This is a genomic window from Acinetobacter sp. CAU_H_56 (assembly GCF_058599425.1).
Genome location: NZ_CM178654.1, coordinates 1,720,325 through 1,744,782 on the forward strand (window position 1 = coordinate 1,720,325; position 24,458 = coordinate 1,744,782).

The 24,458-nt window shown below is 41.3% G+C and carries 22 protein-coding genes; 10 read left to right on the forward strand and 12 right to left on the reverse strand.

Annotated features, from left to right (window positions below):
• Positions 1-115 precede the first annotated feature (115 nt).
• From trmA to AC4MCC_RS08350, 3 genes are all read left to right on the forward strand, one after another.
• Positions 116-1,198 (forward strand): tRNA (uridine(54)-C5)-methyltransferase TrmA, encoded by a 1,083-nt coding sequence (gene trmA, locus AC4MCC_RS08340; protein WP_491885118.1) that lies wholly within the window; start codon positions 116-118, stop codon positions 1,196-1,198.
• Positions 1,199-1,440: 242 nt separating this feature from the next.
• A complete protein-coding gene (locus tag AC4MCC_RS08345) occupies positions 1,441-1,665 on the forward strand; it encodes a hypothetical protein (RefSeq protein ID WP_004786091.1) in 225 nt (74 codons plus the stop codon).
• Between the two features lie 382 nt (positions 1,666-2,047).
• Positions 2,048-2,611: a lecithin retinol acyltransferase family protein gene (locus AC4MCC_RS08350; RefSeq protein WP_125278319.1), complete on the forward strand. Its 564-nt coding sequence runs from the start codon at positions 2,048-2,050 to the stop codon at positions 2,609-2,611.
• A 119-nt stretch (positions 2,612-2,730) separates the two neighbouring features.
• Here AC4MCC_RS08350 and AC4MCC_RS08355 read toward each other — a convergent pair whose 3' ends face one another.
• Complete coding sequence (locus tag AC4MCC_RS08355) at positions 2,731-3,642, reverse strand: bestrophin family protein (protein WP_291360476.1); 912 nt, start codon at positions 3,640-3,642, stop codon at positions 2,731-2,733.
• A 66-nt stretch (positions 3,643-3,708) separates the two neighbouring features.
• Positions 3,709-5,436, reverse strand: coding sequence for a glutamine--tRNA ligase/YqeY domain fusion protein (locus AC4MCC_RS08360; RefSeq protein ID WP_491885119.1), 1,728 nt, complete (start codon positions 5,434-5,436; stop codon positions 3,709-3,711).
• Between the two features lie 431 nt (positions 5,437-5,867).
• On the opposite strand from AC4MCC_RS08360, the gene AC4MCC_RS08365 reads away from it, so the two are divergent.
• Both AC4MCC_RS08365 and AC4MCC_RS08370 read left to right on the forward strand, forming a co-directional pair.
• Positions 5,868-6,377: a peptidylprolyl isomerase gene (locus AC4MCC_RS08365; protein ID WP_004786097.1), complete on the forward strand. Its 510-nt coding sequence runs from the start codon at positions 5,868-5,870 to the stop codon at positions 6,375-6,377.
• Between the two features lie 180 nt (positions 6,378-6,557).
• A complete protein-coding gene (locus tag AC4MCC_RS08370; protein ID WP_491875878.1) occupies positions 6,558-7,283 on the forward strand; it encodes a UDP-2,3-diacylglucosamine diphosphatase in 726 nt (241 codons plus the stop codon).
• Positions 7,284-7,320: 37 nt separating this feature from the next.
• Here the strand turns inward: AC4MCC_RS08370 and AC4MCC_RS08375 are convergent, their stop codons facing one another.
• Both AC4MCC_RS08375 and hpaI read right to left on the reverse strand, forming a co-directional pair.
• Complete coding sequence (locus tag AC4MCC_RS08375) at positions 7,321-7,539, reverse strand: hypothetical protein (protein ID WP_004786100.1); 219 nt, start codon at positions 7,537-7,539, stop codon at positions 7,321-7,323.
• Between the two features lie 652 nt (positions 7,540-8,191).
• On the reverse strand, positions 8,192-8,986 hold the full coding sequence (hpaI, locus tag AC4MCC_RS08380; RefSeq protein ID WP_491875879.1) for a 4-hydroxy-2-oxoheptanedioate aldolase: 795 nt from the start codon (positions 8,984-8,986) through the stop codon (positions 8,192-8,194).
• 245 nt (positions 8,987-9,231) lie between these two features.
• Between hpaI and nfsB the strand changes: the two genes are divergently transcribed.
• Entirely contained in the window at positions 9,232-9,885 is a 654-nt protein-coding gene (gene nfsB / locus AC4MCC_RS08385) for an oxygen-insensitive NAD(P)H nitroreductase (protein WP_180017689.1), read from the forward strand.
• A gap of 107 nt (positions 9,886-9,992) precedes the next feature.
• A complete protein-coding gene (locus tag AC4MCC_RS08390; protein WP_491885120.1) occupies positions 9,993-10,220 on the forward strand; it encodes a hypothetical protein in 228 nt (75 codons plus the stop codon).
• On the opposite strand, the gene AC4MCC_RS08395 is transcribed toward AC4MCC_RS08390, so the two are convergent.
• The 4 genes from AC4MCC_RS08395 to AC4MCC_RS08410 all read right to left on the reverse strand — a co-directional run bounded on the left by AC4MCC_RS08395 (position 10,183) and on the right by AC4MCC_RS08410 (position 13,899).
• On the reverse strand, positions 10,183-11,037 hold the full coding sequence (locus tag AC4MCC_RS08395) for an EamA family transporter (RefSeq protein ID WP_491885121.1): 855 nt from the start codon (positions 11,035-11,037) through the stop codon (positions 10,183-10,185). The genes AC4MCC_RS08390 and AC4MCC_RS08395 overlap by 38 nt on opposite strands.
• Before the next feature lie 87 nt (positions 11,038-11,124).
• Positions 11,125-12,162, reverse strand: coding sequence for a class II fructose-bisphosphate aldolase (gene fba / locus AC4MCC_RS08400; RefSeq protein WP_104426189.1), 1,038 nt, complete (start codon positions 12,160-12,162; stop codon positions 11,125-11,127).
• A gap of 120 nt (positions 12,163-12,282) precedes the next feature.
• Positions 12,283-12,561 (reverse strand): hypothetical protein, encoded by a 279-nt coding sequence (locus AC4MCC_RS08405; protein ID WP_491880854.1) that lies wholly within the window; start codon positions 12,559-12,561, stop codon positions 12,283-12,285.
• Positions 12,562-12,711: 150 nt separating this feature from the next.
• Positions 12,712-13,899, reverse strand: a complete 1,188-nt coding sequence (locus AC4MCC_RS08410) for a phosphoglycerate kinase (RefSeq protein ID WP_034702596.1) — start codon at positions 13,897-13,899, stop codon at positions 12,712-12,714.
• A gap of 141 nt (positions 13,900-14,040) precedes the next feature.
• Between AC4MCC_RS08410 and AC4MCC_RS08415 the strand changes: the two genes are divergently transcribed.
• Together AC4MCC_RS08415 and AC4MCC_RS08420 are read left to right on the forward strand one after the other, a co-directional pair.
• Positions 14,041-14,424 carry a DUF2237 family protein gene (locus AC4MCC_RS08415; protein ID WP_491885122.1) on the forward strand — a complete coding sequence of 128 codons (384 nt, stop codon included), beginning with the start codon at positions 14,041-14,043 and terminating at the stop codon, positions 14,422-14,424.
• Entirely contained in the window at positions 14,424-15,017 is a 594-nt protein-coding gene (locus AC4MCC_RS08420) for a Maf family protein (RefSeq protein WP_491885123.1), read from the forward strand. Before AC4MCC_RS08415 ends, AC4MCC_RS08420 begins: the two co-directional genes overlap by 1 nt.
• A 60-nt stretch (positions 15,018-15,077) precedes the next feature.
• Here the strand turns inward: AC4MCC_RS08420 and AC4MCC_RS08425 are convergent, their stop codons facing one another.
• Positions 15,078-19,088, reverse strand: a complete 4,011-nt coding sequence (locus AC4MCC_RS08425) for a BapA/Bap/LapF family prefix-like domain-containing protein (protein WP_491885124.1) — start codon at positions 19,086-19,088, stop codon at positions 15,078-15,080.
• Between the two features lie 390 nt (positions 19,089-19,478).
• On the opposite strand from AC4MCC_RS08425, the gene AC4MCC_RS08430 reads away from it, so the two are divergent.
• Positions 19,479-20,648: a ribosomal protein uL16 3-hydroxylase gene (locus AC4MCC_RS08430; RefSeq protein WP_419365715.1), complete on the forward strand. Its 1,170-nt coding sequence runs from the start codon at positions 19,479-19,481 to the stop codon at positions 20,646-20,648.
• Between the two features lie 82 nt (positions 20,649-20,730).
• On the opposite strand, the gene AC4MCC_RS08435 is transcribed toward AC4MCC_RS08430, so the two are convergent.
• The 3 genes from AC4MCC_RS08435 to AC4MCC_RS08445 all read right to left on the reverse strand — a co-directional run bounded on the left by AC4MCC_RS08435 (position 20,731) and on the right by AC4MCC_RS08445 (position 24,358).
• A complete protein-coding gene (locus tag AC4MCC_RS08435; RefSeq protein ID WP_491875884.1) occupies positions 20,731-22,593 on the reverse strand; it encodes a sensor histidine kinase in 1,863 nt (620 codons plus the stop codon).
• Positions 22,594-22,652: 59 nt separating this feature from the next.
• Positions 22,653-23,336, reverse strand: coding sequence for a response regulator (locus AC4MCC_RS08440; RefSeq protein WP_180179341.1), 684 nt, complete (start codon positions 23,334-23,336; stop codon positions 22,653-22,655).
• Between the two features lie 224 nt (positions 23,337-23,560).
• Positions 23,561-24,358: a glutathione S-transferase N-terminal domain-containing protein gene (locus tag AC4MCC_RS08445; RefSeq protein ID WP_419365717.1), complete on the reverse strand. Its 798-nt coding sequence runs from the start codon at positions 24,356-24,358 to the stop codon at positions 23,561-23,563.
• Between the last annotated feature and the right edge of the window lie 100 nt (positions 24,359-24,458).

Below are 24,458 nucleotides of genomic sequence, written 5' to 3' on the forward strand. Positions count from 1 at the left end.
GTTTGGCTTTTTTTTAACTGCTTTTCAAGCTGGTTTCCCTGAATAGTCTTAGGCAGAGCAGCAAATTTTTGCTACCATCTTGGCTTTCAAAATATTTGCGATTTTTTTACTGCATATGACCTCATCTTATCAGCAACAACTGGATGCCAAAGTTGAACGCATTAGCGCACAATTTGCCGAATATCAACCACCTGCCCTTGAAGTATTTGAGTCGCCTGAACAGTACTATCGCATGCGTGCTGAATTCCGGATCTGGCATACTGAAGATGACCTGTTCTATGCCATGTTTGAGCGTGATGAGAACAATAACAAGAAAGTGATCCGTATTGATGAATTCCCTGTGGCTGACCGCAGTATTAATGACTTAATGCCGCAATTGCTAGAAGCCTTCAAAGCCAATGCAACTCTGGGCCACCGCCTATTTGAAGTGCATTTCCTGGCAACACTAAAAGGTGAAGTACTGGTTTCCCTGATCTATCACCGTAAACTGGATGAAAGCTGGGAACCTGCAGCTAAAGCACTGGCTGAAAAATTGAAGATCAAGCTGATTGGTCGTAGCCGTGGCCAGAAATTTGTCTTGAGCGATGAGTTTGTCGTAGAAGAACTCAGTGTATTTGACCGCAAATATCAGTACAAACAGATTGAAAGTAGCTTCACCCAACCGAATGCGCAAGTCTGCCAGAAAATGCTGGAATGGGCATGTAATGCCGCGCAGCAGTCTGATAAAGATCTATTAGAACTGTACTGTGGCAATGGTAACTTTACCCTGCCATTATCTACCCGTTTCCGTCGTGCATTGGCAACTGAATTGGCCAAGTCATCTGTGTATGCGGCTGAATGGAATATCGAGCAGAACGGTATCGAAAATATTCAGGTAGCACGTCTATCTGCTGAAGAATTTACGCAAGCTTTTAATGGTGAACGTACTTTCCGCCGTCTGCAAGAAGCCAATATTGATCTGTCAACTTATGACTTTGATACGGTATTTGTCGATCCACCACGTGCAGGGATCGATGATGAAACACTGAAACTGCTACAGCGCTTTGAACGAATCATCTACATTTCTTGCAATCCGGACACATTACACGACAATCTGAAACAACTGTCCCAAACCCATAAAATTACCAAGTTTGCCCTGTTCGATCAGTTTCCTTATACCCACCATGTAGAGTCAGGCGTACTGCTGGAAAAACGCTAAAAATATTGTTTCAATTTATTTTTTTGTTACATAAATGGAGCTTTTGTTAGCTCCATTTTTTATACATAAAATTAGTAACTTATCCATGAATTATCTTGTTTCAATCAAATAATATCGTTCAAAATCTCTTCTACAATCGAAAATTTAAAATACTGACTGCTGCTTTTATCACATAGGGCCTATTGCTTTATTTATTAAATTGGATATATTTCACCCTATGTTAGGTTGTGTATGAAGGCTCTATGAGTTTCTGGCAGAAGTTGTTTTCAGATGAACAACAAAATGAACACAAGAACCAGATTGCTTGTGTTGAAAATGATTGCTCTTGCAAGACAAATGAACAGCTCCTTGAAGCACTGTCTAAAGCAACTGATGAAGATATCATTATCGGAATCAAAAAAGTTCTAGCTTCTCGCGGTTACAGCCGTAAAGAACTCAATGAACTTCAGCACCTGCCGCTGCAATAAGCAGCTTAGGTCTTGATAAAAAGCATTTGCATACGCAAATGCTTTTTTTATATCTATCATTTGGATTTTTGCCAACCCTTATTTCCTCTTAATCAGATGGAACCTAATCTTTCTATCTGAACTTGGGTTTCTATATCTTCATTTCTCTTCAAACATGCGGATAAATGACTTTTCATATTAGCTTAGGCTATTTAGACATTATAGTTTAATATCTGCCTCAATCAGTTCACATACAGCATTTATAAAGTTCGAAAAATTTAAGGATGACTGTCTAGACAACGAATTCTGGATAGAATTGAACCCTAAAACATCGATTAATTCACAAAAAAACAGTACACTTGCTGTTTAAAATACACTTGTTATTAAATGGCTTAATCTTTACATGCAGCGAACTAAACGGTTTCCCATAGGTGCGCATCTTATGGTTAAACATTTCGGTTATACTCATCACGGGATTTATGCCGGGCGTGGTCGTGTCATCCACTACTCCGGTTTTGCACATTTATTTAAGAAGCATCCAATTGAAATTACCTCAATTGAGAAATTCAGTAACGGTAAACCGATTCAGATCCAGTACTATGCTTCAGCAAAATACAAAGGCCGTAAAGTGGTTCGTCGTATGCGTTCCAGAATGCATGAAAATAACTATCACTTGATTATCAATAATTGTGAACATCTCTGTACTTGGGCAATCACTGGTGTAGAAAGCAGCCCACAAGTCATTCAGATGATGAATCGCCTAACGACGATCGGTTATATCAGCTCCATGATGAGCTTTATGAATAGCCTTTTCCTGACCTTGACGACCACCTGTTTCGCCCTAGCCCTCTATATCAAGAAAAAGCTACGTGACAAGGCCAAACAACGTTTAGAGCAATATCGTGAGCTACATGAGCAGGTTAAAAACAATAGCCCAGATCTTGGCAATCATTTAAAACATCGCTAGGGTCATAGTTTCATGCTATTAAAATTTTTAAGCCCGCTATTCAAAAAATATTTAAAAAAATAAAATTTCTATCATTTGATTTATTTAATGATTAGCTTTTTAATAAAATCAGTTTAAACCTAAGTTAAATAAGCTTTTTGAGCTTTAATCGCTTCAGGTAATTCTTGTCCTAAAGAACTCAGGGTTTCACGTTCGATCAATCTCACAATAGAGTCTAAAGGCAGATCATTATCCTGAAATCCAAAAGGCTCTTCCAGTTCCGCACTCAGTTCATCTAGCCCTAACAGCATATAAGCAATCAGGCCGACTAGAATCGGAGTCCATAAACCAAGACTAGCTTCCAGACTAAATGGCAGGATAAAACAGAAAGAATAAACAGCACGATGCAATAGCACTGAATAGGAAAATGGTAACGGCGTCGACAAGATCCGGTCACAACCCGCCTGTATATCACCCAAAGCCACTGTATGCTGATTCAAATTGTTATAAATAATGTCTGTGATTTTGCCCTGTTTATAGAGCAAAACCAAATCTTTCTGGATCTGTTCCAGTACCCATTGTGATGCATTGATATGCGTGGACAATTGTTCAAATGCAGCAGCATCAAAACCAGTGTGCGCCTGGTAATGCTGAATACTTTGCTGTTGCTGTCTTAAACGGTCACGTAATAAGTGAGTAAACAGCATCATACGATACAGCAAGATTTCACGTGACTGATCATCAAGGACGTAAGTATCACGACATAAATGACGTGTCGTAGCAATCAGCGCTCCCCACAGCTTGCGCCCTTCCCACCAACGGTCATAACAGGCGGTGTTACGAAAGCTGAGAAAAATCGACAGAATCACCCCGAAGATGGTAAAGCCTATGGCCGGCACTGCAGGAAAGCTAAAAAAATGCGCCTGACGCAGATAGACCAGTAAGCCTGAAAGAAAAATTACCAGCCCCAAGGCAGGCAGAACTTTAGGCAAAATTGTGCCATGCCATGCAAACAGCAGACTAAAGCTATTACTTTTATCACGAACAATCATTCATTCTTTCCTACCAGGATTGAAAAAGCCCAACCGGAGTTGGGCTTTTTAGGGATTTAGCTTAAATTATTTGCCAGGTTTAAAGCTGTCTTTCAAATCTAGAATACGGTTGAACACTGGTTTGTCGCTTGAATGATCATATTGATCCGCTACGAAATAGCCTTCACGTTCAAACTGGAAACGATCTTCCGGTTTTGCCTCAGCCAGCGCAGGCTCAATAACTGCTTGAACCACTTTCAATGATTCAGGGTTCAGATTCGCCAGGAAGTCATCCCCAGTTTCAGGATCTGATTCAGTGAACAGACGATCGTAAATGCGAACTTCGGCAGGAATACCTTTGGTTGCAGATACCCAGTGAACCACACCTTTTACCTTACGGCCTTCAGGATTTTTACCTAAAGTCTCAGGATCGATTGAGCACTTCAGTTCAACCACTTCACCGTTCGCATCTTTAATCACTTCATCACATTTGATGACATAAGCATGACGCAGACGCACTTCACCGCCTGGAATCAGACGTTTGAAGCCTTTAGGTGGCTCTTCTTCAAAGTCTTTACGGTCGATATAGATTTCTGAAGTGAACGGAATAATACGTTCGCCCATATCCACGTTTGGATGACGTGAATGAGTCAGATCCATATCCGCTGGCAGATTGGTTAAAGTCACTTTCAGTGGATTCAATACTGCCATACCGCGAGCTGCGGTATTTTCTAAAGATTGACGGATGCAATATTCAAGCATTGCTACATCAACGATACTGCCATCGACTTTAGATACACCTACACGCTTACAGAAATCACGCAGACCTTCAGGCGTGAAACCGCGACGGCGCATGCCTACAACAGTCGGCATACGTGGATCATCCCACCCGTTAACATAACCGCCTTCAACCAGCTTGCGCAGCTTACGTTTAGAAGTGATGGTGTAATCAACATTCAGACGGCTAGATTCATACTGACGTGGAACTGATGGCGATTTAACTTTTTCCACCACCCAGTCATAGAATGGACGGTGATCTTGGAATTCCAGTGTACATAGTGAATGCGTAATGCCTTCAATCGCATCTGATAATGGATGCGCATAGTCGTACATTGGATAAATTTTCCATTTATCGCCAGTCTGGTGATGCGCAGAATGCAGAATACGATACAGGATTGGATCACGCATATGCACATTTGGCGAGTTCATATCTATCTTGGCACGCAATACCGCTTCGCCTTCAGCATATTCACCAGTACGCATTTTTTCGAAACGCTCAAGGTTTTCTTCCACAGTCGCGTCGCGTTGTGGCGAGTTTTTACCTGGCTCTACGAAGCTACCGCGGTTTAGCTTGATCTCTTCCGGAGTTTGCAGATCCACATAGGCATCGCCCTGTTCAATCAGTTGAATTGCCCATGCATATAACTGATCAAAATAGCTTGATGCATAGCGGGGTTCACCATTCCACTGGAAGCCCAGCCATTTCACATCATTGGCAATACCATCCACATATTCCTGCTCTTCTGCATCCGGGTTGGTATCATCAAAACGCAGATTGCACAGGCCACCAAATTCTTCAGCAATACCGAAGTTCAGGCAGATCGCTTTAACATGACCAATATGCAAATAACCATTTGGTTCAGGCGGGAAACGGGTGACCACTTGCTGGGTACGGCCAGCTGCTAGATCGTCAGTAATCACCTGACGTACAAAGTCTAAGCCTGGTTGTTGTTCCTGCTGCTGCGCTGAATCGACTGCATTCTTATTTTGGGTCGGGTTGTCGGGCAGAGACGTCACAACATCATTTGGCTTCATGATTAATCATTCACTTCTAAAGTTAAAAAGGGATTAATGAATATGCAGTAGCTCACGCGGTCTAACTGTATTCACTAAATAAAGGTTCTTTAGTTTAACTATAGGTGAATGATCTCTCAACCGTTAACTTAGGTATTTGATTTCAATTCGTTCATTTTTCAAATTGGAAAATACAATAGCTTACCAAATCGTAAAATATCCGCTTTTGACTGAGCCAGCAGATCAGTGCATGCTCTTAGGGTCAGACAAGCTTTATGAAGACGCATGATCTCGAAGAAATGACTTTGTAAATCAATGCATAAATAAGATACGATTTTTATGTTTTTAACAAAGAAAATTATGTTTTTGCTTGCCTTGTCGATTGTAGTTTGCTTATGCTTCCTTCATTCAGAAAAAACCATGGCATTAGTCCATGATTAGGAGATTACACAATGAGTTTTCCTCAAGTCGAATTAAACACCAATAAAGGTCGTATTGTTCTTGAATTAAACGCTGAAAAAGCACCTAAAACAGTAGCTAATTTCTTGCAATATGTACGTGACGGTTTTTATGACGGCGTAATTTTCCACCGCGTTATTGATGGTTTCATGATCCAGGGCGGCGGCATGGATGAAAACTTCAAAGAAAAAGCAACGCGTGATGCGATTGAAAACGAAGCTGACAACGGTTTAAGCAACGATGTAGGTACCATTGCAATGGCACGTACTCAAGCGCCTCACTCTGCTTCTGCTCAGTTCTTCATTAACGTGAAAAACAACTCTTTCCTTAACCATACTGGTAAAACTGCACAAGGTTGGGGTTATGCCGTATTTGGTAAAGTGGTTGAAGGTATGGATGTTGTTGATGCAATCAAAGGCGTTCGTACTGGCAACCGTGGCTACCACGCTGACGTTCCTCTAGAGAACGTTGTGATCGAATCTGCAAAAATCATTTCTGAGTAATTTTAAATCCTCCCTAACCCTCCTTTAATAAAGGAGGGAACCACCATTTTTAAAGATGGTTTTTCTCTTCCCTGTGTAAGTTTTAAAGCACTGCTTTTAAAACGAAGCGCAAGAAAGGGAGGAAAACTCCCTCTTTATCAAAGAGGGATTTAGGGAGATTCAAAAATAAGGAAAAGATTCGTGACCTATCTGTTTATCTCAGATTTACATTTGTCACCTGATCACCCTCGACTTGTTCGGGGGTTTTTAGATTTATTGGCAGCTTATCAGCATAAAAATACTCAACTGTATATTTTGGGCGACTGGTTCAATGCCTGGATTGGAGATGACTACTCGGCTCCCTGGCTGGATGAAATTATCACTGCTTTAAAACAGTTTAACCAGGCCGGTAATCAGATCTTTTTTCTCATCGGTAACCGTGACTTTGCCTTAGGCCAAGTTTTTCTGGATCAATTTTCCGGACAGCTTTTACCTGAAGTGACCAGTTTAAATATAGGTTCGATCCGATACCGGATTGAACATGGCGATGCACTCTGTACCGATGATGTGTCCTATCAACGTTTCAGAAAAGTCATCCGTCATGCCTGGATTTTAGGCTTTTTAAGAAAAATGCCTTTAAGTTTCCGTGCCAGAATCGCTAATGGTTTCCGCAAGAAAAGCCATGAAGCACAGCAATTGAAAAGCTATGAAGTTATGGATGTAAACCCATCTGCGGTAGAAGCAGCACTCAAAGAAGCAGATGTGCTGATTCATGGACATACTCACCGCGCTGCAATACATGATGTAAATGGTAAAAAAAGAATTGTTTTAGGAGATTGGAAAGCTGATTATGCTGAGATTTTAGAGCTGGGCAGCTCGGATATTGATATTCATAACATTCAGCTAAAAATCTGGTATTACCCATAAAAAAAGCAACTGCGAGCAGTTGCTTTTTATATTTTATTTAACTTAAACGGTATAACTGGTTAAAACCAGTATAGAAACTTTTACCATCCAGATTAAATGGATATTGTTCACCATTTTCAAGTTCAATCATCTTGCCCACATTGACCATAATCATACCATTGATGGTATTTTGCTGACGTTGCATTGGTACAACTTTGACTTGAATTTCACAACCATTAATGGCGGTCGCGATAGACCATGTATTTAAATTTTTCAAAATATTCACTCATAATATGAGCTTTTTGTGATTAAACAAGGAGAGCTATAGACTAAAAATAAATCTTATTTCTGGGTTTGCTAGAGTTTTTTTAACAGGAAAACCTGTCTTTCGTGTATCACAATCAGCTAAAAATAAACCAGCGAAAACAGTATTCGCTTTAAAGTAATTATCTTATAACTCTTTTTTGACCAAATAGCAAAATTACATTGTAATGACATATGTCAAGAGTAGTATTTTTCAGATGCTTTTTCGCCTATCTGAATGTCCAGTAAAGAAGTATTTCAACATATAAAACAAACCGATCAACATCATGATACTAAAGCCAGAGATCAAATCACCTGAATCAAGAAAGTTTAAAACTGCCAGATATCCACTAAGCAATGTATAAGTCAGCATTAAAGACGAATAAGATACGTTGCCCTAAATGATAACGTTGTTGTTTTTTTGCTCATGGATCTGTTTTTGCTGCTCAAAAAATACATCAATTTCTTCTGGTTTCATTTTACAATCCCACCCATCTTATTTTTTAAACTACTATAGCTAAAGTAAATAAAAAAGCTCTGACAAATCAGAGCTTTTATAAAATATCTTCTATATAAGTAATCAATATTGAGAAACCACAATTTACGACTCTCTGATATTTTTATAATCAATAACCGCCTTCTGACTTGATGACTTCAGCATCAGGTTTATATTTTACCAAAAGTTCACGAAGCGAATTCATCAGAACACTGGTATCGACGCCTACTGCAACAAACTCAGTTCCAAGGTCCAAATATTTCTGGGTAGCTTCATGCTGAGTCGATAAAATCCCAGCAGCCTTACCAGATGCACGAATCCGCTGAATGGCGTCTACTACTGCTTTTTGTACTTCAGGATGGTTCGGATTCCCCTGATAGCCCATAGTCGCTGAAAGATCTACCGCTCCAATAAATACACCATCAATCCCCTCAATCTTGAGGATTTCATCCAGATTTTCCAGACCTGTCACCGATTCAATCTGAATTAACAAACAGATATTTTCATGAGCAGTCTGGTAATAATTCGGGATACTGTTCCAGCGAGTCGCACGTGCCAGTGCAGCGCCCACGCCACGAATTCCTTCTGGAGGATAGCGGACTGCTTTGACCATTAATTCGGCCTGCTCCACAGTTTCTACCATAGGAATCAATAAGGTCTGTGCGCCAATATCGAGTAACTGCTTGATCAATTGTACACTGCCAATTGGTGGGCGTACTACAGCTTGAGATGGATAAGCAGCGATACTCTGTAATTGAGAGAGCGTCGTTCTCAAGTCGCTTGGGGCATGCTCGCCATCAATCAAGAGCCAGTCATAGCCTGCATTTGCCGCAATTTCTGTCCCATACGCATCAGCTAGTCCGACCCATAAGCCAATTTGCTGCTGCGTCTTTAATTTACGTTTAAAGTAATTGGTATATTGCATCGGCCCACCTATCTTGCATGCTATTGCCTGAAGTTCTTATTAAACTCCTGTTACCAGAAACTGCCAATATACAAAAGCTCGCTTTTTATCTGATTTAACTCTTAGTTTTTCATAAAATTTCACTCAAGATTATATAAATATAGACTTTGCCGATGATGTTTTTATTGTAATAATCTTTTGATCAGAAAAATCTAGATGCCTAAAGCATATTTCTAAACGCCTTATCAAAAGATTGGAGTCCATCAATGGATTTACTTAAGATCGCTCAAACCCGTTATACCACTAAAGCTTATGACCCTAACAAGAAGGTTCCAGCAGAACAATTTGAACGTTTATTAGAAATCTTACGCCTGACGCCATCTTCGATTAACATTCAGCCCTGGCATTTTTTTATTGCTGACAATGATGCCGCTAAACAGCGTATTGCCAAAGCACTAATTGGAACTTATGCCTACAATGCACCCAAAGTGCTAGACTCTTCACATACCATTTTATTTTGTACCAAAGCCGATATTGACGAATTACATCTGGACAACCTGTTAAATCGTGATGATCTGAGTGGTCGTTTTAAAGATGAAAGCGCCAAAGAAGGTCAAAAGAATACCCGTACCGGTTATGTACATTATTATCGTAATGAAAAAGGTGATATTCAGCGCTGGGCAGAAAACCAAACCTTTATTGCACTAGGACAGATCTTACTGGCTGCAGGAAGTGAAGGTATTGATGCCACACCGATTGGTGGTTTTGATGAAGACATTCTGAGTGAGGAATTACAGTTAGCTGAACAGGGCCTGATTCCTTCTGTATTGCTTACTTTAGGTTATCGCAGTGAAAATGATTTCAATGCCAAATTGCCTAAATCTCGTCTGCAAGCTGAAGATATTTTCACCAAACTGTAAGCATTTTATGTTATAAAAGGGGTCTAGTGCCCCTTTTCTTGTCAATTCGGGCCTAATTTTTGCTTTATTATCCAAACATCCAACTAGAATAACAATTAGAGGTACCCATGTCTGTTTTACCATCCAGCTCTTTAAAATTTGAATGCAAACACTGCGATAAGATCTATTTACATCACTATGCTAATGCCCAGCATCGTTATCCGAATTGTCCGGACTGCAAACAGGCAGGCTTATTGCTTGGACTGGCTGAAAAAGAAGACCTGTTACGTTATCCGCTTGAATTTGCATCTTCCTATGTTAAACAGACATTGCATATGCTAGGCAAACAACACTAATCACGCCTAGAATCAGCCCGATCGTACTTGCAGGTTTGAGTCGTTCTTTAAAGATGAGCAAACCTGCAATCACACCAAAAATCACCACCAGAATATTCATGCCCGCGAATACAATCGCTGGCGTATCTTTGAGCATCATGTGGGCTTTGACGTAAAAAGCGATATTGGCAAAGTTCAACGCACCCAATAACAGACCGAAACCAATATCCTTGCCAGAACCCAGATGACGATATTGCAGCAGCAGATAGATCATCGACAGAATCATGGCACAGATAAACATCAAGTTCAGTGCCACAGCAAATTGTAGACCAAGGCTGGTAGTATATTTCAGCAAGACATCAATCAGCGCATAACCAAACCACACTAGGCCCAGAAAAAACATTCCCTGCCTGGAGCTTTGTGATGTCTGACGGTGTGAGAATAGAATGCACAGTACGGAACTTATGCCTAAGACAATACCCAGCATCTTGAGCTGGTTAAATTGTTCCTGAAAAATGAAATAAGCAGCAGCCAGTGATAGTACAACCGATAATCGCTGGGCAATTTCAGTTTTTAAGATCCCTGCTGTTTGTAATGACTTGGCCAGAAACAGAAAAACACTAGGCAATAAAACACCGAGGGCCAGAATCAGTAGCCATGGAGTCTGACTCATGGAAATATGCTGGATGTCTGGCTTGAACCAGAAAAAACACAATATGCTGGCTGTAACATAATTCCAGCTAATCATGTGGATAGGGCTCAAGCCTCTATTTTTAGCAATTTTTAAGAGTAACGAGACTGCAACACTACATAATGCGGCAATAAAAATCAGTTCCATATGCTGCTCTTATTCTTCATCTTTATTTATATATATAAAAAAGCCCACATTCGCTGTGGGCTCTTCTTATAAATTATTCACAAGGAATTATTTATAACGCTCAACCATTTTCTCTAAAGAGATTGGACGAATCTTGTCTGCATTGCCTGCAGTACCAAATGCTTCGTAACGGTCGATACAGATTTGCTTCATTGCATCTACAGTTGCGCTGAAGAATTTACGTGGATCGAATTCGCTTGGTTTTTCAGCCATCATACGGCGCATTGCACCTGTAGAAGCTAAACGCAAGTCAGTATCGATGTTGATTTTACGAACACCGTGTTTGATCGCTTCAACCAGTTGCTCAACAGGAACACCATAAGTTTCTTTGATGTCGCCGCCATACTGATTAATCACAGCCAGCCATTCTTGCGGCACAGAGCTAGAACCATGCATTACAAGGTGAGTATTTGGCAGAGCTTCATGAATTTCTTTAATGCGGTCAATTGCAAGAATATCGCCTGTAGGTGGACGAGTAAACTTGTACGCACCGTGTGAAGTACCCACTGCAATGGCTAATGCGTCAACATTGGTATCTGCAACGAATTGACGAGCTTCTTCAACTGAAGTTAGCAGTTGAGAATGATCAAGTACGCCTTCAGCGCCTACACCATCTTCTTCGCCTGCCATACCTGTTTCAAGGCTACCCAGACAGCCGATCTCACCTTCTACTGAAACGCCGCATGCATGTGCCATTTGTACAGTACGGCGAGTCACATCAACGTTGTATTCGTATGAAGTTGGTGTTTTACCATCTTCACCCAGTGAACCGTCCATCATGACTGAAGTAAAGCCTAACTGGATTGAACGTTGACATACGTCAGGGCTAGTACCATGATCTTGGTGCATTACCACTGGAATATGTGGCCATTCTTCAACTGCAGCCAAGATAAGGTGACGTAAGAATGGTGCACCTGCATATTTGCGAGCACCTGCAGATGCCTGCACGATTACAGGTGAATTCGTTGCATCTGCTGCGAGCATGATTGCGCGCATTTGTTCTAAGTTGTTTACGTTAAACGCTGGTACGCCGTAAGCATGTTCGCCGGCGTGATCCAAGAGCTGGCGCATCGAAATAAGAGCCATAATATCCTCCCAGGTAATGGGCCATATTCTACATGTTCAACTATTGCAATACAGCCAAAAAATACAATATTTTATAAAAAATCCCTGCAAAAGCAGTGATTTTTACTTGCATAGTCTGAGTTATGGTGTCATAGGCTCGGAAGCACCTGATACAGATTCATCTACAGTCGCGGCATCTGCAGGTGCATTGGCAATTTCAGCCGGAACATCTGTATTTTTTTCATCCAGAACCGGTTTATCAATCGCATCAATTGCGGCTTGTTGCTCCGGACTAATAGTCTCTTCATTTACCACTGTTGTATTTTCTAGGTCATCTGCCGGTGTATTTTTCTGTGGGGTACAGGCAGTAAACATAAAAGATGCTGCCAGCAATGCAGCTAAAGTGAGGTGCTGTTTCATCTAAAGATCTCATCTTCATACTCTATTGTCTGCATCTTATGACAGCTTTATTGCACTTTAATGAATCATTGATGAACAGATCTGGAATAAATAAGCTATAAAAATAAAAAAAGCTGGCATCAAGCCAGCTTTTTACATTAGGACATGCGATTAAGCACGCTCTAACAATACCGCAACTGCAGGAAGTGTTTTGCCTTCAACGAATTCAAGAAATGCACCGCCACCTGTAGAGATATAGCCAATTTTGTCAGCAACTTCGTATTTATCGATCGCAGCTAAAGTATCGCCACCACCTGCAATCGAGAAACCTTCAGATTCCGCAATCGCTAAAGACAATGCTTTAGTACCTTCACCGAACTGATCTACTTCGAATACGCCGACTGGACCATTCCAAAGAATTGTTTTAGACGTTTTCAGGATTTCAGCAAATGCTTTTGCAGTTTCTGGACCAACGTCAAGGATCATGTCATTGTCAGCAACGTCTTCAACTTTCTTCACAGTCGCTTTAGCCGCAGCTAATGAACCCAGGAAGTCATCAAAGTTGATTTCAGATGCATCAGCAACCACAACATCAGTAGGAAGTGGAACTGAAACTTTTGCGGCAATGGCTTTCGCTGTATCGATCAGGTCATTTTCACATAGTGATTTACCTACATTGTAACCAGCAGCTGCAAGGAACGTATTTGCGATACCACCACCAACAATCAATTGATCACAGATGTCAGACAATGAAGTCAAAACATCAAGCTTGGTAGAAACTTTAGAACCCGCAACGATCGCAACCATTGGTTTTTCAGGTGTTTTCAATGCACGGCCCAATGCATCCAGTTCAGCCGCCAATAAAGGACCTGCTGCTGCTACTTTAGCTAAACGAGCGACACCTTCAGTTGATGCTTCTGCACGGTGTGCAGTACCGAACGCATCCATCACGAATACGTCACAAAGGGCTGCATATTTTGCTGCAAGTTCAGGATTGTTTTTCTTTTCCCCTACGTTGAAACGGCAGTTTTCCAGTAAAACCACTTGACCCGGCTGAACTTCAACACCATCTAGATAGTCTGTGAAAAGTTTTACTTCCTGACCCAATGCTTCAGTCAGATAAGCTGCTACAGGTGCAAGAGACTGTTCAGCCTTCGGCTCACCTTCAACTGGACGACCAAGGTGTGAATACACCATGACAGCCGCGCCCTTTTCTACTGCAGCTTTAATTGTTGGTAATGCAGCACGTAGACGCGCATCGCTAGTGATTACACCATTTTTAACCGGTACATTTAAATCTTCACGGATCAGAACACGTTTACCCGTCAGGTCAAGGTCAGTCATACGCTGAAAGTTCATTGTAGAGCTCTCTTTATAGATATTAAAAACGAGGCGATTTTAAATGATTATGCAGAAAAAGGTTAGCATCTTTTGCAGAAAACATTATGAATGCCAAAGTTTTGTTATGATAGAAAAAAGCTTCTTCCAGATTCAGTACCTATGTCGATACATCCTGATCCTAATCTTAACCGTCTCAATGTTCTAGGCGAGCCTTTGGCAAGCTGTTGTTTTGATCCCATTACTGGGTATTTCCGTAATGGCTTTTGCCATACCGCACCTACCGATCTGGGACAGCACACTGTCTGTGCACAGATGACCTCTGAATTTCTGAATTTTTCCCAGAAAGTGGGCAATGACCTGATTACACCATTACCAGAACAGGGATTTCCTGGACTGCAACCTGGTGATTTCTGGTGTATCTGCGTGACACGCTGGGTAGAAGCTTATGAAGCTGGACAAGCGCCACCGATCAAGCTGCAAGCCTGTCACAAAGCTGTCCTTGCTTATGTTCCTCTCCATATTTTAGAAGAATACGCTGTCTAATGAATACCGCAAAAATCATCTTGGCTTCTTCAAGCCAGACCCGTAAAGAACTGATGAACCGTCTACGTCTTGATTACGTATCGGTCGTCCCGGACATAGATGAATCACCCCAAGGTGAAAATCATGCGGATGAATTAGCCAAACGCCTGGCTTTTGAAAAATCTCGTCATGTCGCTGAGCAACATCCTGATGCAATTGTGATCGGTTCTGATCAGGTAGCCTGGCGTGAAGGCGCACCAGATATCTTTATGGGTAAGCCTTTAACAATAGAAAAGGCCATTCGCCAGCTGCAGGCCAATTCGGACAAGATTGTGTATTTCAGTACGGCGCTCAGCGTTCAACAGAAATCTACCAGTTTTGAACGTACGCTGGTAGAACATTATAAAGTCAAATTCCGCAAACTGTCTCAAGCGGAAATTGAGCGTTATGTAGAAATCGAACAGCCCTTGCATTGTGCCGGTAGTTTTAAATGCGAAAGTCTTGGGATTAGCCTGTTTGAAACCATGATCGGGCAGGATCAAACTACCCTGATGGGTATGCCGATGATTCAGCTATGCAATATTCTGCGTGAGCTAAAGATTTTAGTTCCTTAATCCTTTAAAGAAGTAATAAAAAAGCAGTCCCAAGACTGCTTTTTTAAATCATGATAATACTTAACCAATAATTAGCTGATTTTCAGACAAAAGCTGCTGCAAAGTGAGTCCTTGCTGATTTTCCAGAATCAGTAAATCTGTGCACTGAAATTCTGATTCTGATCCATCTCGGTCAACACGAATCACTGCATGACCGTCTATATCCTCAACTGTAATATAATCATTGATATTACTTAGGTCAGACAGCAAACCATCAAAGAACTCTTTATCAAACTGGATAACATCAACATCCAGCAAGTTAGAGTCTTGCCCTGAACCTGCTAAATTAAAATCGATCCAGGTATCTACACCATGACCGGCAGTTGCATCCGCTGCATCTAGTACTTCGTAGACCAGAGTATCCACACCTAAGCCTGAAGAAATCAGGTCATTACCCTGATCAGCATAAATGGTGTCATTCCCCGCACCCGCGATAATAATGTCATCACCACTGCCCGCCTTGATAATATCATTACCGCCATGGGTATCATTTTCCTTGATAAAGTCTCTAAAGTGTTTTTTGAGGTAGGTATAGACTTCTTGCTGGGTTAATACCTCACCTACAGGTTTTTGTGATTTCAGGTATTCTTCAATCACAATATAACCAGAACCTTGCGGAGAAATACGTTCATCCCAAGTTAGGTGATCCGTATTGATCGTGTCCGCAAAGATGACATCAGCACCGGCACCTGCATGAATATTGTCATGACCCATCGGATTGAGCTGAGTAACTAGTTGCTCTCCAATAATATAAGCCATCAATTCTTGCGGAGTTTTCAGTACAGCAACCGAGCCTTCACCGATAGCAACTTTCTCCCCTTGTTCATTGGTATTGTCATATAGCTTAAGTGTTTCTTCTTTCGGATGAAGAATACCTGCTGCAAACACTTTTGAGAGTTGATCTAACTTTGCAAAGTTTGCTTTATTATTTTGTACGTTGTCTGTTGGATCACCATCCGTAATAAAATAAGTCTGGTTTTCATAGCCTGAATTTTTGATATTTGCGCTATTAAACCAGTCCGTTGCCTGCTTGAACGCTTCATTATAGTCTGTACCACCTGATGATGGAGTGAAGAATGTCCCTGACGTTGCAACAATTTGATTCTTTATCCAAAGCTCTAAATTAGGCAATAAGCTCGGATCTTTTAAATTCTGAGCAGAAATTTCGATAGATTTTCGATTGCCTGAATAGTTATTCCCCCTAGAATCTGTAGAACTAAAGGTCATGATCTTGAAATTAATCAGACCATCATGCTTGGCTAAAATGGAACTAAAATGTTTGAGCACTTCTTGCACCATTTGTGCATAGGTAATGTATTTTCCATTATATCTAATGGTATCTGCCATACTGCCAGACAGGTCAATTAACATGGCGATATTGTAGTTTTTACCGGCTTCAGTATAAGTTTGTACCCCACCTAAATCACCCACCAGGATATCTTCAGAACTTCCTCCGACAATATCATCATCTCCATCACCACCAACCACAATCTGTGCCGAGGTAATTTCAACAGGAATGGTTCCAATTACAGGATAAGACGGCAGGCTTTCTAATTGAGACTGAATATCTTTAACGATACCAATCACTTCCACCTGCGTATCCATACGCAAATGTCCTGCTGTAACATCCACACTCCATGAATTATCTGCCTCATCAATAACAGCTTCATAGATTTTCCCAGCGACTTTCACTTCAACTTTGACAGGTTCACTACCTGCGGAACCCGAAATACTTCCTTTAATTTTTACTGAAGTCGTAATTTCTGGATCTTTCAGCAAAGCAATAGGCTCAATTGAAACTTCTGCTAATGGTAATACCCAAATGTTTGATGAAGTTAAGCTATCTGCCTGACGCTGGGTTTCTAAATCCACTACTGTAGCGAGTACTGTATATTGACCAATATTAAGTGCTTGCGGAACCTGAATACAGAAATGACCAGCTTCATCCACACACGTGGTGAGACTCTGAATATTTCCAGATCCATCACTTATTTTAAGTGTAACTACACTACCGGCTAACGCATTTGAATAGCCACTTAAAATCGGGTATTGCTCAGCGCTTTTTTCCGGCTCTTCAAGGCATACATTTAAGTTATCTACAATGGCTTCTGTATATGAGCAACTAGTACGGTTACTACTAGGTTCAGTCACGCTGACTTGTACGCTATATTGCCCATCTGCCAATGCAACCGGTACCACTACTGCAAAACAACCATTATTTGCTATCGCTTCAAGTGTTTGCACATTTTTATCAGCATCTGTCACTACAACTGTAATTGGGGTGCCATCAGCTAATGAAGTAGTACCACTGATAGCCGGATATTGATCAAAGCCATCCTCTAAGGGATTCAACTTTACACTTACAGCATAAACTTCGGCTGCTGATTTTGTACTGGCAGTACGTACACTTTCAATTTCTGTCACGCTGGCTTCAACACAATACTGGCCATCTGCAAGAATATCTGGCACTTGTGCTTCAAACACACCGTTTTGAGCTGTTGTTATTAAAATTTGTACTGAATCTGCTGAATCCCTGATAACAATAATAATTTCACTTCCATCTTGGGCATTGGTTTGACCAGTAATAACTGGACGCTGTTGATACCCACTTTCTAATGAAAGGCAAATCTCTAAACTTAGATCAATCGGATCAACGGGATCAACAGGATCCACAGGATCCACAGGATCCACAGGATCCACAGGATCTACAGGATCTACAGGATCTACAGGATCTACAGGATCTACAGGATCTACAGGATCAATTGGATCAACCGGGTCAATAGGATCTACTGGATCGATAGGATCTACAGGATCTACAGGATCTACAGGATCTACAGGATCTACAGGATCAATTGGATCAACCGGGTCAATAGGATCTACTGGATCGATAGGATCTACAGGGTCAACAGGATCAACAGGATCAACAGGATCAACAGGATCAACAGGATCAACAGGATCAACAGGATCAACAGGATCTACAGGATCTACAGGATCTACAGGATCTACAGGATCTACAGGATCTACAGGATCTACAGGATCTACAGGATCTACAGGATCTACAGGATCTACAGGATCTACAGGATCTACAGGATCTACAGGATCAACAGGATCTACAGGATCTACTGGATCTACTGGATCGACCGGATCAACAGGATCAACAGGATCAACAGGATCAACAGGATCAACAGGATCTACAGGATCTACAGGATCTACAGGATCTACAGGATCTACAGGATCAACAGGATCTACAGGATCAACAGGATCTACAGGATCAACAGGATCTACAGGATCTACAGGATCTACAGGATCTACAGGATCTACAGGATCTACTGGATCGACCGGATCAACAGGATCTACAGGATCAACAGGATCAACAGGATCAACAGGATCAACAGGATCTACAGGATCAACAGGATCAACAGGATCAACAGGATCAACAGGATCTACAGGATCAACAGGATCTACAGGATCGACCGGATCAACAGGATCTACAGGATCTACAGGATCGACCGGATCAACAGGATCAACAGGATCAACAGGATCAACAGGATCAACAGGATCAGTCGGAGTCACAGGAACATTTGATTCAAGTTCTGAACCAGGATTAGATGGGCTTCCACCACTAGAGCCACCGCTAGCGGCAGCTGCAATTCCACCTACTAGCGCTGCGCCACCCGCAATCCAGGGTAAAAGCCCCATACTATCGGAAGATGAAGGTAATAATACTTCGATGTCTGGAATCTGCTTGTACTGTTTCGCGACCTGATCAAACCAGTACAATCCTCCATCGTCTTCTTCAAATACAATGTCAGATGTGAGTCCATCTTCATTACTGACATAAAAGTTTTCAATGACCAGTCTTTCGCCATTTGTAAGGACCACAATTAGGGTATTGCCCTCTTGTAATAACTCGACAACATCGAGCTTATTAATTTTGGCTTTTACAATTGAAATAGCATCAAGCTGAACATTAGTTGCCTCTAATTTTGTTTGTTCTCGGCTTAACTTATTAATAATTTGAAGTGTTTGCATTATTTTTCCAATCTATATTTCCCCAATGTTGCAAAATTGTATGATTGTTGTTTTTATGTCAAACACACTATTCTTTTCACCTATTTATTGATGCAGTTCACACTTTTTAATTACATTCTTTTTCACTTTATTAAAAAAATATATTTTTACTGAGACCTTTTGATTAACTCTTTTCAGAAATAAAAACTCAAATCTTGAATTTAATTTTTAAGGGATATATCACACTTCCCCAATTTGTAACAAAAGTTGTAATAATATTTCCCTTAGACAGAGTATTACGGCTTAGATTTCATCTCTTAAGGTGCAATAAAAATCTATTTCACATGATCCAGCTTGCACCATAAGCTTACTCAAGAGAAAATACCTGCAAATTTTTATGCAGTCTTAATAATGTCCCTACCTCTAGACGTTTTAGGCGGTATTACCGCTGAACAATTCCTTGCCGAATACTGGCAGAAAAAACCGCTGCTGGTACGTAATGCCATGCCTGAAATCGCAGGCCTGCTAGAGCCTGATGATGTAATGGAGCTGGCACTTGAAGAAAATGTCACTGCACGTCTGATCAAGCAGAAAGATCGTGATCCAAATCAGTGGTCGGTCAAGACATCCCCTTTATTAAAAGCTGACTTCCAGAAGATGCCTAAGCTCTGGACTTTGCTGGTTCAGGCTGTGGATCACTATTCGTTCGACCTGTCTGAACTCTGGAAAAAGTTTGCTTTTATCCCTCAATGGCGTCGTGATGACATCATGGTGTCTTATGCGCCTCAAGGTGGTTCAGTCGGTCAACATTTCGACTTTTATGATGTTTTTCTAGTTCAAGGCTATGGTCATCGCCGCTGGCAACTGGGGCAAATGTGTGATGCCGAGACCGAACTTGTACCGGGGCAGCCATTAAAATTATTGCCAGAAATGGATGTGAATTTTGATGAAGTCCTTGCACCCGGTGATTTGCTGTATGTTCCACCCGGCCTTTCCCACTACGGCGTAGCAGAAGATGACTGTCTGACTTTCTCTTTTGGTTTCCGTATGCCAAATGTCAGTGACATGATGGACCGTGTAGGCGATAAATTTTCGGAAAATGAGGTCTTACGCAATCCATTGACTGACATTATTCGTGATCAAATTAGCGCTGCGGGTGAAGTCACAGGCAATGAACTTGAATATCTGAAAGGCAAAATCATGGAGCAGTTGCATAACTCCAATGTGCTTGAAGACGCCATCATGAGCTTGATGTCAGAACCGAAATATGAAGAGAATATTCCGGAGGCTGAAGAAATTGGCACAGGTGATCTGGAAGAAGCACTTGATCAGGGCTATAGCCTGATGCTTGAACCCGCTTCACGCCTGCTCTATACAGAAGAAGACGGTGAAACCTTGTTCTGGGCCAATGGTGAAGGAATCTGTATTTCAGAAGCATTTACTGCAAAACTGAAGCAGATTGCTGATGGTGAGCGTGTCTTACTGGATGAAGGTTTCGCTGACGAAGATATGCTGGAGGATGTTGCTGAGCTATTGAATGATTCTGTACTGATGCTAGTGCCACGGGCTGAAGAAGAATAAGTTTTTATATCTTGGTCATTTAAATCTATAAAAAAGAGGATCATATGATCCTCTTTTTTATGTCTGGATAATTTTGAGATGATTAAGGCTGATAGAGTTCCATCACCACGTGTACGCAGGTATCACCTTTCGCAGACTGAATATCCAGCATTCCACCCATGCGTTCAATGCGCATTTTCATACTGCGCATGCCAATACTCATACCATTTTTCTGCACCATCTCTGGATTAAAGCCGACCCCATTGTCTTGAATTTTTAAAGTCAATTGATGTGGCTGTGTATATTCCATACTCACACTCACCTTTGTCGCCTGGCTATGCTTGATAATATTGGTCAGACTCTCTTCTACTACACGAATCAGGGTCAGACATTGCAAAGCAGTAGGTTCACGCTGCCAGACTTTAGGAAATGACCAGTCTACGGCGATATCCATTTCTTCCAGTAATTGAGTAAATCGGTAACGTACTGGCGCAATCCAGATCACTGGCGTTTCAGGCACTTTATTGTCAATAGAAGAACCGCTATCGATAATTTGACGCAGGTCATCCCTAAGCAGCTTCAGCATAGATAAGAACTGCCGGTTAGAAATATTTTCGGTACTTTGATCCACCAGAATCATGGAACGCACAATCGAGCCACCCAGTCCATCATGCAGTTCATGTGACAGATTAATCCGTTCCTGCAAACGCACATTATCCAGTTCCAGCTTATGCTGATCACTCAAGCTTTTATTTAGATCAGCACTGACTTGCCGTACTTTTGATTCTAACTGCGTATTAAATTTTTCGATCTTTTTGATATTACGATTCAGTCGTGTCCCCATAATTAGCACAACAAACAGAATAATAATCGGTGATGTATAAGGTGATAAAGGTGAGAATTCACTAACCGCCGTTTGACCCAGAATGATCAGATCTATAATGACACACAGCAAAATTCCCCACAGACAAAGCATCAGAAACAGATATTCCCCATTGCGGGTTTTAATGGCCCAGTAGCTGACATAGATGACGCAACTAATATAAAGCAGCACATATGAGACAAAAGCGACACTGAGCACCGCTTCTAAATGCTCTAAAGAACTGGCTATGATGAATACACTAAATAAAGCAGTAACCCCGATAAGTCCCCGCTCCAAACGCTGAAATTTCTGCTTCAAGAACCGAATCAAATACAGGCAGAAGAAGTGCATATAAAGGATAAAGAAAATCAGATTGGCTTTACTGGCCCATATACTGGAGGGAAAAGGAAAATTCTCTGTGGTTAATACATTGGAGATAAACAAAATCCACAATAATGAACTCAGCGCCAGCCAGCCAAAAGTGGTTTCAGAACGTCGGAATAGCCAGATAATCAGGCTAATGACTCCAATCGTACCGGATAGAATCATATTAATCTGAAAGAGCGTACGGCGATCCCAGATCTTTTTTGAATAATGCTGGTCGTTGGCCATGACATTATGAAATTCAATCCTGCCAAGTCCTGCACCTTGGAAACTGTAACCCCGTACATAAATCAGCAGTTCATTGTCTGTCTGCTTCAAGCCTGCAATGGGCAAAATCCAGTAACGTGGTACATTCCAGCTTTTAGATAAAGGTTCTTGCAGATTTTGATCCGACCACAGCAGATCATCATTCAGAAAAACAGCTCCAGCAGAGTTCAGATAATCAATCCCAAAAACAATGGGTTCAGCCAGACGTATATTGTCCTGACAAGACCAACCCCAGCGAATTTTATACCAGGCATCCCCATTATATTTCGGCCAGTTATTTTTCCAGTTATCCGGTAATGTCACAGGTTGCCAGCCCGCATCCGGAATTTCGAGATGACTTGGGACTTGAACTTTTTGTTGCTGTTCAATGTTCACCTGACAAAGCTCATTAATCTGAAAATTATTCTGTGCCAGACTGATGCAAGAGAATAGGCTCAGCCAGCTCCCTATCATCAATAGAGCGAAGAGCCTTAGTCCTTGTCTAAACATCTTGCTAACGGATAGCATTCGCACTAAAGAATACCTAAATGCCGGGCGGTGCTCACTGCTTTAGTCCGCTTGCTGACAGAGAGTTTGCGGTAAATATGCTTAATATGACTCTCTACGGTATAGCGTGACACACAGAGTTCATCGGCAATTTCACGATTGCTAAGTCCCTGTGCCACCAATGAAAGAATTTCTTTTTCCCGTTGGGTCAGGCTTTCCTGTTCAGGATCAGGTACGACCTGTTCCAAAGAGGAAGATGGCTCTGAACTGGAAATCTGCTTGAGAATTTCACGCGCAATAAAAGGATCAATGGGTGCGCCGCCCCGCAAAATACTACGAATTGCCAGACTCACTTCTGTATCATCGCGTTCCTTGAGTACATAACCGGTTGCTCCTGCCTTAATTGCTTTTAACAGGCTGTCCTGAGTACTCCAAGCGGATACGACGAGTATCAAAGTTTGTGAACCGAGCTCATGTATTTTTTCAATAATGGAAATGCCATTTCCATCTGGCAGTCCAAGATCAATCAGTGCTAAACAGAACGGTTCTTGTTGCAGAAGATATTCGGCTTCCCTGACATTATTGGCGAACAGCAATACTTCATCGCTATACCCTAGATCCTTCAAAATATTTTTTAAACGGCACTGAATGACATATTCGTCTTCAACAATTAATACAGGTACCGGTAGTACGGCGTCTTGTGCTGTCATAAGCACACCCCTTATCGTTATTCTTATCACCCCATTGAAATTAAAATATAAACAAAAAAAGAAGAAAAATCATGAGTTTTTTTAACTTTATTGTGAGTAGCTCTAAGTATGAATAATTTTGAAAGCAGAGTTCTTGTTCTTGGAAAATTCAAATTTATAAACCATAAAAATGCCATCTATTTTAAGATGGCAATTTTTGTATGTTCCAAATATTAGGTAGCAGTTTATTTTTTACTTTTCTTCTCAGGACCATATTGCTGCTTCAAATACTCCACAATATCTTTAGACTCAAACATTTTTGTATTGGTATTCGGATCAACCAGATAAGGAACTTGGATATTGTTCCCCATTACTTTTAGTATCTGTTCACGTTTACCCCCCGATAAGGGTTCATATTTACCCGGCTTTAAACGCAGTTTTGCTGGTCCATAATCTTGCCAGCGTTCCTTCGCGACGTTATGAAAAATGAATGGTATTTCCAGCTCGCTTAGAACAGCACGTACTACTCGAGTAAACGGACTCGCTTCAAAGCCCCATAATTCTAATAACTGTTTAGGTGCTGGACGATCAATAATCTGTTTGTTGATCCATACACCGCGGGCTCCATTCACGATGGTTCCGGCAAAAGCGGCCACTGGAATTTTAGGATATTGCGCGTATTTACTCGGTATCTTGCCATTTTTGCCATAATGCTTGAACAGGTGATGAATAATATCTTGTGACTCATACATCTGATCACCCGTATTTTCATCTACTAAAAATGGAAAGCGGGTTCTGCCTCCCAACTGTTTTACAATCGGACGATATTTGGTGCCACCCTTAGGACATGGATAAACTTCATAATCCAGATTGAGCAAGGTTAATACCTCACGGACACGACGACAAAATGGTGAACCTTCAAATTCATATAGCTTGATTGGCTTTTCAGGCTGATTTGGAAACGGCGTGCCCACCATACCTCGACCGCCTTGGGTAAATGACGATGCCAGTGCTTGAGCAACCTTGATTTGATGTGGGAGCATTATTGTTATCCTTTTTTTGTTTTAAGAACCGTGAAAGTATGCTATTTGAGTAACTTTCACGGTATTGCTGATTTTTATTACTTTCTGTCAGTTTAAACAG